Genomic DNA, 14,651 nt, shown 5'->3' with positions numbered 1-14,651 from the left:
CCGAGAGGGGGCCCGAGCGTGACCATTCTGGAGAACATCCGGGGACCACGCGACCTGAAGGCGCTGTCCGAGGCGGAACTCGGTGAGCTGTCCGAGGAGATACGTGAGTTCCTGGTGCACGCGGTGTCGAGAACCGGCGGCCACCTCGGGCCCAACCTGGGCGTGGTGGAACTGACCGTCGCCCTGCACCGGGTCTTCGAGTCACCGGTCGACCGGATCCTGTGGGACACCGGCCACCAGAGCTACGTGCACAAGCTGCTGACCGGCCGCCAGGACTTCTCGAAGCTGCGCGGCAAGGGCGGACTGTCCGGCTACCCCTCGCGCGAGGAGTCCGAGCACGACGTCATCGAGAACAGCCACGCCTCCACCGCGCTCGGCTGGGCCGACGGCCTCGCCAAGGCCCACCAGGTGCTGGGGGAGAAGGGCCATGTGGTCGCGGTCATCGGTGACGGCGCGCTGACCGGCGGCATGGCCTGGGAAGCGCTCAACAACATCGCCGCGGCCAGGGACCGGCCGCTGATCATCGTCGTCAACGACAACGAGCGGTCCTACGCGCCGACCATCGGCGGCCTCGCCAACCACCTGGCCACCCTGCGCACCACCGACGGCTACGAGAAGGTCCTGGCCTGGGGCAAGGAGGTGCTCCAGCGCACCCCGGTCGTCGGCACCACCCTCTACGAGTCCCTGCACGGCGCGAAGAAGGGCTTCAAGGACGCCTTCGCCCCGCAGGGCATGTTCGAGGACCTGGGCCTGAAGTACCTCGGCCCGATCGACGGCCACGACATCCAGGCCGTCGAGTCCGCGCTGCGCCGCGCGAAACGCTTCCACGGCCCCGTCCTGGTGCACTGCCTCACCGAGAAGGGCCGCGGCTACGAGCCCGCCCTCGCGCACGAGGAGGACCACTTCCACTCGGTCGGCGTGATGGACCCGCTGACCTGCGAGCCGCTCGCCCCGTCCAGCGGGCCCTCCTGGACCTCGGTGTTCGGCGAGGAGATCGTACGGATCGGTGAGGAGCGCGAGGACGTCGTGGCGATCACGGCGGCCATGCTGCATCCGGTGGGCCTCGGCAGGTTCGCCGAACGCTTCCCGGACCGGGTGTGGGACGTGGGCATCGCCGAGCAGCACGCGGCCGTCTCCGCGGCCGGCCTCGCCACCGGCGGGCTGCACCCGGTCGTCGCCGTCTACGCCACCTTCCTCAACCGGGCCTTCGACCAGCTGCTGATGGACGTCGCCCTGCACCGCTGCGGGGTCACCTTCGTCCTGGACCGGGCCGGCGTGACCGGCACCGACGGACCCTCGCACAACGGCATGTGGGACATGTCCGTCCTCCAGGTCGTCCCGGGCCTGAGGATCGCCGCCCCGCGCGACGCCGACCAGCTGCGCGCCCAGCTGCGCGAGGCGGTCGCCGTGGACGACGCGCCCACCCTGGTCCGCTTTCCGAAGGAGTCCGTCGGCCCGAGCGTCCCGGCGCTCGACCGGGTCGGCGGCATGGACGTGCTGCACCGCGCCGGACGCCCCGAGGTGCTGCTGGTCGCCGTGGGTGTGATGGCCTCCGTGTGCCTCCAGGCCGCCGAGCTGCTGCAGGCCCGCGGCATCGGCTGCACGGTGGTGGACCCGCGCTGGGTCAAGCCCGTCGACCCGGCGCTGCCGGGCCTCGCGGCCGAGCACCGCCTGGTCGCCGTGGTCGAGGACAACAGCCGGTCCGCGGGCGTCGGCTCGGCCGTGGCGCTGGCCCTGGGGGACGCCGACGTGGACGTGCCGGTACGGCGGTTCGGGATCCCGGAGCAGTTCCTCGCGCACGCCAAACGCAGCGAGGTGCTGGCCGACATCGGCCTCACGCCGGTGGAGATCGCCGGGCGGATCAGTGGGAGTCTGGCCGTCAAGGACGCGGGCGGCACCGTCAAGGAGAGTGAATGACCACCGAGTTCGACCTCGGCGCCCTGCTCGCCGAGCGCGGAGCCGAACGCTACGAGCTGCACGCGAAGCACCTCAACCCGCAGCTCCCGCGCATGCTGCACACCATTGGCTTCGACAAGGTCTACGAGCGCGCCGAGGGCGCCCACTTCTTCGACGCGGAGGGCAACGACTACCTGGACATGCTCGCCGGGTTCGGGGTGATGGGCCTGGGCCGCCACCACCCGGTCGTCCGCAAGGCGCTGCACGACGTCCTGGACCTGGACCTGGCCGACCTCACCCGCTTCGACTGCCAGCCGCTGCCCGGCCTGCTCGCCGAGCGGCTGCTGGCCCACAGCCCGCACCTGGACCGGGTGTTCTTCGGCAACAGCGGCACCGAGGCGGTCGAGACGGCCCTGAAGTTCGCCCGGTACGCCACCGGCAGGCCCCGCGTCCTCTACTGCGACCACGCCTTCCACGGCCTGACCACCGGCTCCCTGTCGGTCAACGGAGAGCGCGGCTTCCGCGACGGGTTCGCCCCGCTGCTGCCCGACACCGCCGTACCGCTCGGCGATCTCGACGCGCTCGCCCGGGAGCTGAAGAAGGGCGACGTCGCCGCGCTGATCGTGGAGCCGATCCAGGGCAAGGGCGTGCACGAGGCACCGCCCGGCTATCTGCGGGCCGCACAGGAACTGCTGCACCGGCACAAGGCGCTGCTCATCGCCGACGAGGTGCAGACCGGTCTCGGCCGCACCGGCGACTTCTACGCCTACCAGCACGAGGACGGCGTCGAACCGGACCTGGTGTGCGTGGCCAAGGCCCTGTCCGGCGGCTATGTGCCCGTCGGCGCGACCCTCGGCAAGGAGTGGATCTTCAAGAAGGTCTACTCGTCCATGGACCGGGTGCTGGTGCACTCGGCGAGCTTCGGCTCCAACGCCCAGGCGATGGCGTGCGGGCTCGCCGTGCTGTCGGTCATGGAGAACGAGCAGATCGTCGCCGGCGTGCGCCGGACGGGCGAGCTGCTGAAGTCCCGGCTCACCGCGCTGATCGACACCTACGAGCTGCTCGCCGACGTCCGCGGCCGGGGCCTGATGATCGGGATCGAGTTCGGCAAGCCGTCCTCGCTGAAGCTGCGCAGCCGCTGGACCATGCTGCAGGCGGCCCGCAAGGGCCTGTTCGCGCAGATGGTCGTCGTACCGCTGCTGCAGAAGCACCGGATCCTCACCCAGGTCTCCGGCGACCACCTGGAGGTGATCAAGCTGATCCCGCCGCTGGTCATCGACGAGGCGGACGTGGAGCGGTTCGTGGACGCCTTCACCGCGGTCATGGACGACGCGCACAGCGGCGGCGGCCTGATGTGGGACTTCGGCAAGACATTGATCAAGCAGGCGGTGGCCAACCGCTGACGGCAGCGCCGGCGGGCGCTCCTGTCCTGCGGCCCTTTTGCCTGTGAGGCAAGGAAATTGCCCAAGGGGCAATACTGGGGCTCAATGGAGGCATGAACGCCTCAGACGCCGCGCCGGCGGCGGGCCCGGCTCCGGACGACGGCCTGCCCGCCGTCGCGCCGCAGCTGCGCGCCCTGCGCCGGCGTGCCGGTCTCACGCTGGAGGCCGCGGCCCGCGCCGCCGGCCTCTCGCCGGCCCATCTGTCCCGGCTCGAGACCGGACACCGCCAGCCGTCGCTGCCGATGCTCCTCGCGCTCGCCCGTATCTACGGTACGACCGTCTCCGAGCTGCTCGGCGAGACGGTCGCCGACCGGGACGCGATCGTGCGGGCCGCCGACATGGAGCCGACCCGGGCGGGCGGCTGGACCTACGTCCAGGCCGGCGCGCCCGGCCGCGGCATGCAGGCCCTGCGGGTGCGGGTGCCGTACGGCTCGCAGGGCGACATCGTGCGCGTCCACCCCGGTGAGGAGTGGCTCTACGTCCTCACCGGGCGGCTGCGGCTGCGGCTCGGCGACACCGGGCACCTGCTCGGACCCGGCGACAGCGCGCACTTCGACTCGCTCACCCCGCACCGCCTCGCCGCCGAGGACCACGACGGCGTGGAGCTGCTGTTCGTCCACACCCTGCTGCAGAGCCCCACGGCCACGCTGTGCCTGGGCCCGCCGACCGGAGAGCTGCCATGAGCAACTACGAAACCAAGTTCCCCCGTTCCCTGTGGGTCCGGCTGATCATCTACATCGCCCTCGGGCACGTCCTGGCGGCGTTCCTCTACCTGCTGTTCGCGGTGGGCGGCAAGAGCTGACACCGGTACCCGGGGTCAGTCCAGCAGGCGCTCGCGCAGCCGGTCGCGGGACTCGGCCGACAGGCCCAGACCCTGCGCGAGGTACGTCTCCACGTCGCCCCAGGTCTCCTCGATGCTCGCGAAGGCCGCCTCCAGGTACTCGGCACGGGCGTCGAAGAGCGGGTCGAGCAGCTCCATCACCTCGGGGGTGTACGCGGTGTCCGCGCTGCCGCTGCGGCGGACCTTGTAGCGCCGGTGCTCGGCGCCCGACTCCAGGTAGTCGGCGACGATCGCGTCCCGCTCGACCCCCAGGGCGAGCAGCGTCACCGCGATCGAGATGCCCGCGCGGTCCTTGCCGGCCGCACAGTGCATCAGCGCGGGCACGCTGTCGTCGGCGAGCGCGTGCAGCACGCGGGAGTGCTCGGCGGTGCGCTCGACGACGATCTTCCGGTAGGAGGCGATCATGCGGGCCGCACCCTTGCCGTCGTCCAGGATCGCGCGCAGCTGGTCGAGGTCGCCCTCGCGGACCATCTTCCAGAACTCGGCGCCGTCCGCCGGGTCGCTCAGCGGCAGGTTCACGTTCCGCACGCCGGGCAGCTCGACGTCGGGGCCCTCCAGCTTCTGGTCGGCCGTGTTGCGGAAGTCGAAGACCGTGTGCAGGCCCAGGGAGGCGAGGAAGGCCGCGTCCTCCTGCGTCGCGTGCGCGAGGTGGCCGCTGCGGAAGAGCACTCCGTGACGCACCCGCCGTCCGTCCACGGTCGGCAGTCCGCCCACATCACGGAAATTGCGCACTCCGGCCAGCTCCGGCTCGGTCGACGGGACCTGCTGCGTCACGGGGGCTCCTCCCGGTCGGTCGCCGCCGTCGCGGCTCGTCGGCGGGCGCTCTGTCGACCATACGGCATCGATTTCCTCGGGCAATGAGTTGTCCACAGGCATTGCCAGAGGGGTGCGCGCACCCGATGATGTTGGCACTTGCGCGGATCTGTTGGCACTTGTGAGGTCTCGATGGTGGACATCGCCGAAAACGGTCGTACCTGGCTGCTGTCCGGCCCCAACAGCAGCTACGCCCTGCATCTCACCGACGCGGACGAGCTGCTGCACCTGCACTGGGGGCCGCGGATCGCCCTCGCCGACGCCGAGGCACTCGCGGTGCGCCCGCTGCCCGGCTACTGGCCCTTCGAGTCCCCGCTGGACGGCCGCGAGGAGTACCCCGTCGAGGGCGGACCCCGCTTCGTCCGCCCCGCGCTGTCCGTCCGCACCGAGGAGCGGCGCGGTACCGAGTGGCGCTTCGTGTCGTACGACACGGAGGGCGCCGAGCTGCGGCTGCGCTTCGACGACGACGGCGTGGGGATCACGCTGCACTACCGGATGCGCGACGACGTGGTCGAGCGCTGGGTGACCGTGGTGAACGGCGGCCACGCGCGCGTGGAGCTGCTGCGGGCCGACGCGGCCACCTGGACGCTGCCCGACCGCGAGGGCTGGCGGCTGTCCCTGCTGCACGGCCGCTGGGCCGCCGAGTCCCGGCTCACCGCCGCCCCCCTCGGCTACGGCGAGAAGGTCATCGGCAGCCGCCGCGGCCACACCGGCCACCAGCACCTGCCCTGGGTCGCCCTCGACACCGACGCCACCGAGGAGCGCGGCGAGGTCTACGGCTGCGCGCTCGGCTGGTCCGGCTCCTGGCGCATCGCCGTCGCCCAACTCCCCGACGCGCGCGTGCAGATCACCGGCGGCGCCGGCTACGACGACTCGGGCCTGCTGCTCCTCGCGCCCGGGGAGTCGTACACCACCCCGGTCTTCGCGGGCCTGTGGAGCGACGGCGGCTTCGGCGGCGCGAGCCGCGCCTGGCACGCCTACCAGCGCGCCTACGTCATCCCGGACGCCGACCGGGACCGGCCCGTGCTGTTCAACTCCTGGGAGGCCACCTTCTTCGACATCTCCGAGGAGCAGCAGCTCGCGCTCGCCCGCCGGGCCGCCGAGATCGGGATCGAGCTGTTCGTCGTCGACGACGGCTGGTTCGGCGCCCGCACCAGCGACCGCGCCGGCCTCGGCGACTGGACGCCCAACCCCGACCGGTTCCCGCACGGCCTGAAGCCCCTCGCCGACCAGGTGCACGGCCTGGGCATGCAGTTCGGCATCTGGGTCGAGCCCGAGATGGTCAACCCCGACAGCGACCTGTACCGCGCCCACCCCGACTGGGTGCAGTACCAGCCGGGACGAAAGCGGACGGAACTGCGCAACCAGCTCGTTCTCAACCTCGCGCGCGAGGACGTCCAGGAGTACCTCTGGGAGCGGCTGGACACCCTGCTGTCCAGCGCCCCGATCGATTATGTGAAGTGGGACTTCAACCGCTGCTTCACCGACGCCGGCTGGCCCGGGGAGCCGTACCCGCAGCGCCTGTGGGTGGACCACGTCCGCGCCCTGTACGCCCTTCTGGACCGGCTGCGGGCGGCCCATCCGGGTGTCGCCTTCGAGTCCTGCTCGGGCGGCGGCGGCCGGATCGACCTCGGCGTGCTCGGCCGCACCGACCAGGTGTGGACCTCCGACAACACCGACCCGCTGGACCGGCTCGCCATCCAGCACGGCTTCACCCAGATCCACCCCGCGCGCGTGATGGCGGCCTGGGTCACCGACAGCCCCAACACCCAGCTCAACGGGCGGGTCAGCTCACTGCGGTTCCGGTTCGTCAGCGCCATGGCGGGCGTGCTCGGGGTGGGCGGAGACCTGACGGAGTGGAGCGCTCAGGAGCTGGCAGAGGCCCGGCGGTGGGTGGAGCTGTACAAGGAGATCCGCCCGGTCGTGCAGCACGGCGAGCTGTACCGGCTGCGGCCCCCGGCGGGCGGTCTGAGCGCCGTGCAGTACCTCCGGGGCGAGGAGACGGTCGTCCTCGCCTGGCTCCAGGCGCAGAGCCACGGCGAACCGGCCCCGGCGGTGCGGTTGCGCGGGCTCGACCCGACAGCCTCGTACGAATGCCGTGAAACGGGCGAAGTGCACCGAGGTGCCGTACTGCGGCACCACGGGCTGCACACCGGACTGAAGGGTGACCTGGACGCGACGGTTATCCGGCTGCACCGCATCTGAGCCTTCTGTCCGAATTGACCCCTTCATTCCAACTCGGTGTGAAATGAAGGGGCCTAGGAATGGTGTGCGTGAGCAGCGTCATATCCGTGACCGAGCGTCGCGCGTCATGTCCACGTAATGCCCGGGTGTGCAGGGGAAATTGAGGGGGCGAAGGGGCGGGGATGCACCGTGGGTGACCGTGCGTCCCCGCATCCGACCACCCGGAACACGAACAACCGGAATCGGTTGCTTGTGTCGTACGTCCCGCTCGCTTACGTTCGCCACCCAACCGGACGGAACGCCGAATCCTGCCGCCGTCCGGACTCCCCACACATGACCCGTGTCGGCAGGAGCGGGGGACCCACCAGGTACGACTGCCTGTCCCGGTCTCCGCGACAGGCTAGGGGTGCAGCCGTGTGCGCACGGCCGGGCAGCTCCAGCCCGAACCCGACAGCTGACCTCGCAGGCGCCGGAGAGGAACAGCTCCATGCCCGCCAAGGGTAAGCACCGACGCCCCAAGACCCCGCGTTTTTCCCGCTCCCTGGCCGTCGCCGGAACCGGCGGCGCCGCCCTCGCGCTCCCGCTGGTGGGGGCCACCGGAGCGCACGCCGCGACCCCCGCGCAGTCCGTGCCCGAAGCGGCCGTGCAGTCCCTTCCGGACGCGGCCGGGAAGGCCGCCGCCCAGCCGGAGGCGGGCGTGCGCACCTACACCGTGCGCGGCGGCGACTGCCTCGCGAAGATCGCCCAGGAGCAGCACGTCAGCGGCGGCTGGCAGCGGCTCTACGACGACAACCGGCAGGTCGTCGGCGCCGACCCGGCGCTCATCCACCCGGGCCTGAAGCTCAGCCTCGGCGGGCAGGCCGCACCGGCCCGCACCGAGTCCGCCGCGCCGAAGCCCGCCCGGCCGGCCGCCCCGAAGCCCGCCCGGCCGGCCGGGTCCGGCACCGCGCAGACCGCCTCCGCCGGCTACACCCTGCCGGTGGCCGGCGCCACCATCGGCACCGGCTACCACGTCGCCGGCAGCATGTGGTCCAGCGGCTACCACACCGGCGTCGACTTCGTCGTCCCGACCGGCACCCCCCTCAAGGCCGTCGCCGCGGGCACCGTCGTCTCCGCCGGCTGGGGCGGCGCGTACGGCAACCAGGTCGTCCTCAAGCTGAACGACGGCCACTACGCCCAGTACGCCCACCTCTCGCAGCTCTCCGTCTCGGCCGGCCAGACCGTGACCGCGGGCCAGCAGGTCGGCCTGTCCGGCGCCACCGGCAACGTGACCGGACCGCACCTGCACTTCGAGATCCGCACCACGCCGGACTACGGCTCGGACCTGGACCCGGTCGCCTACCTCCGCGCGCACGGCGTTCCCGTCGGCTGACACCCGCCCCCCTGCCCGACGCCGCCTATTCCTGACTTGGCATATTTTTGAGAGTGGCTCATCTCACCGTTCGTCAACCCCGGCCTACGGTCGCGTAGGTCACATCGAAAGGTGAATCATGGTCCGACGTGGCAGACGATTCGAAGAATGACAACGCATCAGTGATCGGGTCGTACGTGGCGGTGGGGGACAGCTTCACCGAGGGCGTCGGCGACCCCGGCCCCGACGGGGCGTTCGTGGGCTGGGCCGACCGCTTCGCGGTACTGCTCGCCGACCGGCGCCCCGAGGGGGACTTCCGGTACACCAACCTCGCCGTGCGGGGGAAGCTGCTGGACCAGATCGTGGCCGACCAGCTCCCGCAGGCCGTCGAACTCGCCCCCGACCTGGTCTCCTTCTGCGCGGGCGGCAACGACATCATCCGCCCCGGCACCGACCCGGACGAGGTCGCCGAGCGCTTCGAACGCGCCGTGGCCCGGCTGACCGAGGCCGTCGGCACCGTTATGGTGACGACCGGCTTCGACACCCGGGGCATGCCCGTGCTCAAGCATCTCCGGGGCAAGATCGCCACCTACAACGGGCACGTCCGGGCCATCGCCGACCGGTACGGCTGTCCCGTCCTCGACCTGTGGTCCCTGAAGTCCGTGCAGGACCGCAGGGCCTGGGACAACGACCGGCTGCACCTCTCGCCCGAGGGTCACACGCGCGTGGCGCTGCGCGCCGGACAGGTCCTCGGCCTGGACGTCCCGGCCGACCCGGAGCAGCCGTGGCCGCCGTTGCCGCCCCGGGGCACCCTGGACGTCCGCCGCGACGACGTCCAGTGGGCCCGCGAGTACCTCGTCCCCTGGATCGGCCGCCGCCTGCGCGGCGAGTCCTCCGGTGACCACGTCACCGCCAAGGGCACCCTCTCCCCGGACGACATCAAGCTGCGCATCGCCTCGGTGGCCTGACCCGGCGAACCGCGCCCCGCCGCCTGCGTGGGCGGGCGGGGCGCGGTCGGGTCAGTGGCCCGGGGTGGCCGGCGTGCACGGTGCGGCCCGTGTGCTCACCGTGCCCGTTCGGTCAACGTCTTCCGGTCCAGGCCCAGTTCCCGGGCAAGGGCGTCGTCCACCCACTCCTGTGCGCGGGAGCGCGCCACCGCGCCCGGGTACGACGTCAGCTGCACCGCCAGGCCGTCCAGCAGCGCGGTCAGCCGCAGTGCCGTGCCGGCCGGGTCCGCGCAGGCGAACTCACCGGCCGCCACGCCCTCGGCGATGACCTCCGCGATCGCCGCCTTCCACTGCTTGTCCAGCTCCCGGGTGACCTCCCGCAGCGCCGGCTCGCGCAGGGCGACGGCCCAGCCCTCGATCCACAGCCGCCAGCCCTTGGCCTGCCCGGTCGGCGCGTACCAGCGCACCGCGGCCCGCAGCCGGCGCAGCGCGGTGGTCCGCCGGTCCACCACCTTGCGCAGGCGCGCGAGGTCGTCCTCGGCCGCGTACGCGAACGCGGCGGCGACCAGCTTCTCCTTCGTGGAGAAGTGGTACAGCACCAGCGCGTTGCTCACCCCGAGGGCCGCGGCCACGTCGGCGATCCGCACCGCCGCCACGCCCCGCGCCTCGATCTGCCCGATGGCTGCCCGCAGCAGCTCCTCCCGCCGCTCGGCCACGCTCAACCGCACTCTTGCCACGCGCTCACCCTAGTCGTAGTCGATCGCAGGTGAGCGTCACCGGTCGCAAACGATCCCGTCCCCTCGGCCTCCGCGCCACCATCCCCAGCCGCCCGGCCCGGAGTTGACCACCACCTCAGGGCCTCGACGGCCCGACGGGCGTGGAACGGATCCTCACCGGCGGCCGGGGCCTGCCCCTGCCTGCCCGGACTGTCGGAGGGGCCGACCATAATGGAGGGCCTCACCCACTCCACCGGGAGGTACCGTGACCGGTTTGCGTTCTCCGAGCTCCGGGCTCCGCGCGCTGCGGCCCGCGGCCTTCGGCGCGGACCCGGGCGGTGAGCGCCTGGCACGCATCCGCCGCTCGCCCCACTTCAGGAACGGTGTCTTCCAGAACCCCGGCGGCCCCGCCCGCACCCGCCCCTCCGGCTCCACGATGGACCTCGCGAAGGTGTTCCTGGACAAGGACACCCGGCCGTTGCGCGCCCCCGGAGGCACCGTCCCGGTGCACCCCACCACCTTCGCCGACCTGGCCGGACCGCCCACGACGGGGCTGCGGCTGACCTGGATGGGCCACTCCAGCGTGCTCGCCGAGATCGACGGTCACCGGGTCCTGTTCGACCCCGTCTGGGGCGAGCGCTGCTCCCCGTTCCCCTTCGCCGGACCCAAGCGGCTGCACCCGGTGCCGCTGCCGCTGGCCGCGCTCGGCCCGGTCGACGTCGTCGTCATCTCCCACGACCACTACGACCACCTGGACCTGCCCAGCATCAAGGCGCTGGCGGACACGGACACCGTGTTCGCCGTGCCGCTCGGCGTCGGCGCCCACCTGGAGCACTGGGGCGTCCCGGCGGACCGGCTGCGCGAACTGGACTGGCACGAGTCCACCAAGATCGGCGGGCTGACCCTCACGGCCACCCCGGCGCGGCACTTCTGCGGCCGCGGGCTGCGCAACACCCAGCACACCCTCTGGGCGTCCTGGACCGTCGCCGGCGACGAACACCGGATCTACCACAGCGGTGACACCGGCTACTTCGACGGCTTCAAGGACATCGGCGCCGCGCACGGCCCCTTCGACGCCACGATGATCCAGATCGGCGCCTACAGCGAGTTCTGGCCCGACATCCACATGACCCCCGAGGAGGGCCTGCGCGCCCACCTCGACCTGCAGGGCGGGGCGCCGCACGGCGTACTGCTGCCGATCCACTGGGGCACCTTCAACCTCGCCCCGCACCCGTGGGCCGAGCCGGGGGAGTGGACGAAGGAGGCCGCCGAGGAGGCCGGCCAGGCGGTGGCCCTGCCCCGGCCCGGCGAGCCCTTCGAACCGGCCGGCAAGCTGCCCGCCGAGGCGTGGTGGCGAGGCGTGTCGGGGGACGTGCGGCGCACCTGGCGCTCGGTCGGCGCCTTCGTCGCCGAGCCGCCCGCCCGCGCGACCGGCGACCTCGCGGACTGACCCGGCGGGGGCATGCGTTTCAGCGGGCAAAACGTACGATTGTGAATGAAATGTACGTTGTGCTCGGAGTGCGGTCATGGCCGAGCACGACAAACCGCAGAGGCGGCGACGCCTGAGCCGTCCCGTGGTGCTCGCCGCGGCCGTCGCCCTGGTGGACCGGGAGGGGCCGGCGGTCCTGACCATGCGCCGCCTGGCGGCCGAGCTGGGTGTGGAGCCGATGGCCCTCTACCGGTACACCGTCGGCAAGGAAGGACTGCTCGACGGCCTGGTGGAGTCCTTCTTCGCCGAGGTCGACGAACGGCTGCGGACCTCGGTCGAGCAGGCCCGCGCCGACACGGCCACCGCCTCCGCCGAACCACCCTGGCTGACCGAACTGCGGCGCATCGCGCGGGCGTTCGCCGGTGCCGTGCACGCCCATCCCGAGGTGCTGCCCGTCCACAGCCGCGGAGCACCCTGAGGACACAACGTACATATCGGCATACAGTCGTAGAAAACTGTCGCCCGCACCCTGCGCGCGCTCCTGTGCGACGTCCGTCCCGATGTCGCAGGGCTCGCTGAGGCCTTCAGGCGTGGTGGTCCCGCTAGCGCGGGGACTGCGCGGCAGCCGGGTGGCTGCGGCGCCACTCCAGGCGCGCGCCCAGGATGCACAGGTCGGTGACCAGTGCGGTGGCGGCCACGGTCAGCCATTCCACCGCTCCGCCCGCAGTGCACCTACGGGACACACGTACCCCGTACATCAGTCTGCGCTCGGCACCCCCGGTCAAGGCCAAAGCGAGCACGTTCCGTGACGATCGGCTTTGGGGAAGGGGGTCGGAGAGGGGCCTGGAGCCGCTCCTACGGCGATCCGTGCGCGGGGCAGGCCGTGGCGAGCGAGTCGCTCGGACTCCCGGGGGGATCCCTCGCTCGTTTCGTTTGCGACCGCTTGTGAGCAGGCCGGATCGGTCCTGTTGACGGTTCGATCGCATGCCCGCCAAGGGTCATCGGACTTTCGTGCGAGAGCTCATACCAGAGCGGGACGCTCCTCGGGGGACTTTGTCAACTGCCCACCGCACATGATGCTCAGGCAACTACTGTGAGTGGCCGTCGGGCGACGCGCGGCCGGTCCGCCGGTGCCGCCGGCCGACGCCGTGATGACGCACGCCCGCATCGACGCATGCCCGCGGCGCACCGCACCAGGACACAGGCCCGACGGACAGTACGAGGACGCAGATGTCTCACCTCCGAGCACCGGCCACCCGAGCCGACCGCCGCGAGGGCGGCCGGCACGGGCGGCCGGTCGCCCGACCCGCTCCCGCACTGCCCGAAACACATATACGGCCCCAGCTCATGCGGCTCGCCGTCCTGCCGCCCCTCGCGGTCGCGCTCAGCGCCACCGCCGCGGTCCTCTTCAGCATCCGCTCCACCGGCGCCCGCACCGGCCCCCTGCTGTGGGCCGTGCTCGCCGGAGCGGTCAGCGTGGCCATGGCCGGGATCCTCATCGCCGCCGTGGCCGCCGACCGCGCCGCCCGCTCGGTCACCGACCGCGTCGACGCCCTGCGCCGCACCGCCGCGCGCGGCGAGGCCGACCTGCACGCCCTGGTCGACGCGCTCCGCCAGGGCGAGGCCCCGCCGCAGCCCGGTCCGCGCCGCCGGCCGCCCGCCGACGCCGACGACTTCGAACTGCTCGCCGCCGACCTGGCCCGCGCGTACGACGGCGCCGTCACCGCCGTCGTCCGGGCCGCCCAGCTCTCCAGCCGGGCCGGCAGCGAACAGAAGCTGGAGGTGTTCGTCAACCTCGCGCGCCGGCTCCAGTCGCTCGTGCACCGGGAGATCTCGATCCTCGACGACCTCGAGAACGAGATCGAGGACCCCGACCTGCTCAAGGGCCTCTTCCACGTGGACCACCTGGCCACCCGGATCCGGCGGCACGCCGAGAACCTCGCCGTGCTCGGCGGCGCGGTCTCCCGCCGGCAGTGGAGCAATCCGGTCAGCATGACCGAGGTGCTGCGCTCCGCCATCGCCGAGGTCGAGCAGTACTCCCGGGTCAAGCTCGTGCCCCCCATCGACGGCGAACTGCGCGGCCACGCCGTCGCCGACGTCATCCACCTGCTCGCCGAACTCATCGAGAACGCCACCGTCTTCTCCGCCCCGCACACCCAGGTGCTGCTGCGCGCCAACCTCGTCACCTCCGGGCTCGCCGTGGAGGTCGAGGACCGCGGGCTGGGCATGCCCGTCGGCGAGCAGAGCCGGATGAACGCCCTGCTCGCCGACCCCGACCAGGTCAACGTCGCCAGCCTGCTGGCCGACGGCCGCATCGGCCTCTACGTCGTCTCCCAGCTCGCCCGCCGGCACCACATCCACGTACGGCTGCAGACCAACATCTACGGCGGCGTGCAGGCCGTGCTCGTCGTCCCGCAGGCGCTGCTGGGCAACGCGCCGGGGGTGCCGGGCGCGGGTGCCGGGACCGCGGAACCGCAGCCGCAGGGCCGGCCGCCGGCGGACACCGGTGCGTCGCAGCGGGCAGGGGCGGCCGTGCCGGTGCCCGCGCAGACACCGCGGAGCGGGGGTGCGCCCGGAGCCGGGAGCGCTGCCGGAGGCGGGGCCGGGGACGGTGCCGAGGCCGGGGCGGGCTCCGGACGGCGGCGGCACGCCCAGCGCGGAACCGGGCGGCGCGGCGCCGACAGCGGTGCGCACGGACGGCACGGAGGTGCCCCCGCCCCGCTGCCCGTGCGCGGCGCCCAGGAGACGCGGCCCACCCCCGCCGAGGCCGTGCCCGGCATCAGTGCCGAGGACCGGGCGGTGGTGGAGGCGCACGCGGGCGTGCTGCCCACCCCGCGCGTCGGCCCGGTGCGCGGCACCATGGACAAGCCCCAACTGCCCCGCCGACGCGCCCAGGAGCACATCGTGCCCCAGCTGCGCGGCGGCCCCGCACCCCGCCAGGACTCCGACACCGTCGCCGACCACGACCCCGGCCTGATGGCCGCCTTCCAACGCGGCATCGGACTCGCCGAGGCCCAGCAGACCCTGGAGCC

At 72.6% G+C, this 14,651-nt stretch carries 11 protein-coding genes, 1 pseudogene and 1 riboswitch; of the genes and pseudogenes, 10 read left to right on the top strand and 2 right to left on the bottom strand.

Annotated features, from left to right (window positions below):
• Positions 1-18 precede the first annotated feature (18 nt).
• From dxs to ACIP4Y_RS07440, 4 genes are all read left to right on the top strand, one after another.
• Positions 19-1,917, top strand: coding sequence for a 1-deoxy-D-xylulose-5-phosphate synthase (gene dxs, locus ACIP4Y_RS07455; protein WP_401389036.1), 1,899 nt, complete (start codon positions 19-21; stop codon positions 1,915-1,917).
• Positions 1,914-3,299 carry an aspartate aminotransferase family protein gene (locus tag ACIP4Y_RS07450; RefSeq protein WP_401389033.1) on the top strand — a complete coding sequence of 462 codons (1,386 nt, stop codon included), beginning with the start codon at positions 1,914-1,916 and terminating at the stop codon, positions 3,297-3,299. Before dxs ends, ACIP4Y_RS07450 begins: the two co-directional genes overlap by 4 nt.
• Before the next feature lie 92 nt (positions 3,300-3,391).
• On the top strand, positions 3,392-4,021 hold the full coding sequence (locus ACIP4Y_RS07445; RefSeq protein ID WP_358638565.1) for an XRE family transcriptional regulator: 630 nt from the start codon (positions 3,392-3,394) through the stop codon (positions 4,019-4,021).
• Entirely contained in the window at positions 4,018-4,140 is a 123-nt protein-coding gene (locus ACIP4Y_RS07440; RefSeq protein WP_358638567.1) for a DUF6126 family protein, read from the top strand. Before ACIP4Y_RS07445 ends, ACIP4Y_RS07440 begins: the two co-directional genes overlap by 4 nt.
• Before the next feature lie 15 nt (positions 4,141-4,155).
• On the opposite strand, the gene ACIP4Y_RS07435 is transcribed toward ACIP4Y_RS07440, so the two are convergent.
• Positions 4,156-4,953: a tyrosine-protein phosphatase gene (locus tag ACIP4Y_RS07435; RefSeq protein WP_358638569.1), complete on the bottom strand. Its 798-nt coding sequence runs from the start codon at positions 4,951-4,953 to the stop codon at positions 4,156-4,158.
• A gap of 171 nt (positions 4,954-5,124) precedes the next feature.
• On the opposite strand from ACIP4Y_RS07435, the gene ACIP4Y_RS07430 reads away from it, so the two are divergent.
• The 3 genes from ACIP4Y_RS07430 (at position 5,125) to ACIP4Y_RS07420 (ending at position 9,495) form a co-directional block, all read left to right on the top strand.
• Complete coding sequence (locus ACIP4Y_RS07430) at positions 5,125-7,197, top strand: alpha-galactosidase (protein WP_401389028.1); 2,073 nt, start codon at positions 5,125-5,127, stop codon at positions 7,195-7,197.
• Between the two features lie 268 nt (positions 7,198-7,465).
• Positions 7,466-7,658, top strand: a riboswitch (cyclic di-AMP (ydaO/yuaA leader).
• 5 nt (positions 7,659-7,663) lie between these two features.
• Positions 7,664-8,548 carry a peptidoglycan DD-metalloendopeptidase family protein gene (locus ACIP4Y_RS07425; RefSeq protein WP_401389025.1) on the top strand — a complete coding sequence of 295 codons (885 nt, stop codon included), beginning with the start codon at positions 7,664-7,666 and terminating at the stop codon, positions 8,546-8,548.
• Positions 8,549-8,709: 161 nt separating this feature from the next.
• Positions 8,710-9,495, top strand: coding sequence for an SGNH/GDSL hydrolase family protein (locus ACIP4Y_RS07420; RefSeq protein ID WP_358638745.1), 786 nt, complete (start codon positions 8,710-8,712; stop codon positions 9,493-9,495).
• Between the two features lie 95 nt (positions 9,496-9,590).
• Here the strand turns inward: ACIP4Y_RS07420 and ACIP4Y_RS07415 are convergent, their stop codons facing one another.
• Complete coding sequence (locus ACIP4Y_RS07415) at positions 9,591-10,211, bottom strand: TetR family transcriptional regulator C-terminal domain-containing protein (RefSeq protein ID WP_358638575.1); 621 nt, start codon at positions 10,209-10,211, stop codon at positions 9,591-9,593.
• A 244-nt stretch (positions 10,212-10,455) separates the two neighbouring features.
• Here ACIP4Y_RS07415 and ACIP4Y_RS07410 point away from each other — a divergent pair, with 244 nt between their 5' ends.
• From ACIP4Y_RS07410 to ACIP4Y_RS07400, 3 genes and pseudogenes are all read left to right on the top strand, one after another.
• Positions 10,456-11,640, top strand: a complete 1,185-nt coding sequence (locus tag ACIP4Y_RS07410; RefSeq protein ID WP_401389022.1) for an MBL fold metallo-hydrolase — start codon at positions 10,456-10,458, stop codon at positions 11,638-11,640.
• Positions 11,641-11,716: 76 nt separating this feature from the next.
• Complete coding sequence (locus ACIP4Y_RS07405; RefSeq protein ID WP_401389019.1) at positions 11,717-12,097, top strand: TetR/AcrR family transcriptional regulator; 381 nt, start codon at positions 11,717-11,719, stop codon at positions 12,095-12,097.
• Positions 12,098-12,849: 752 nt separating this feature from the next.
• Positions 12,850-14,637: pseudogene (locus ACIP4Y_RS07400) on the top strand (sensor histidine kinase); the annotation flags it as partial.
• Positions 14,638-14,651 lie beyond the last annotated feature (14 nt).

The organism is Streptomyces sp. NPDC088810 (genome assembly GCF_044750305.1).
GTDB lineage: Bacteria > Actinomycetota > Actinomycetes > Streptomycetales > Streptomycetaceae > Streptomyces.
The sequence above is the reverse complement of the archived record's forward strand: the minus strand, read 5'-3'. Positions and strand labels throughout refer to the sequence as shown.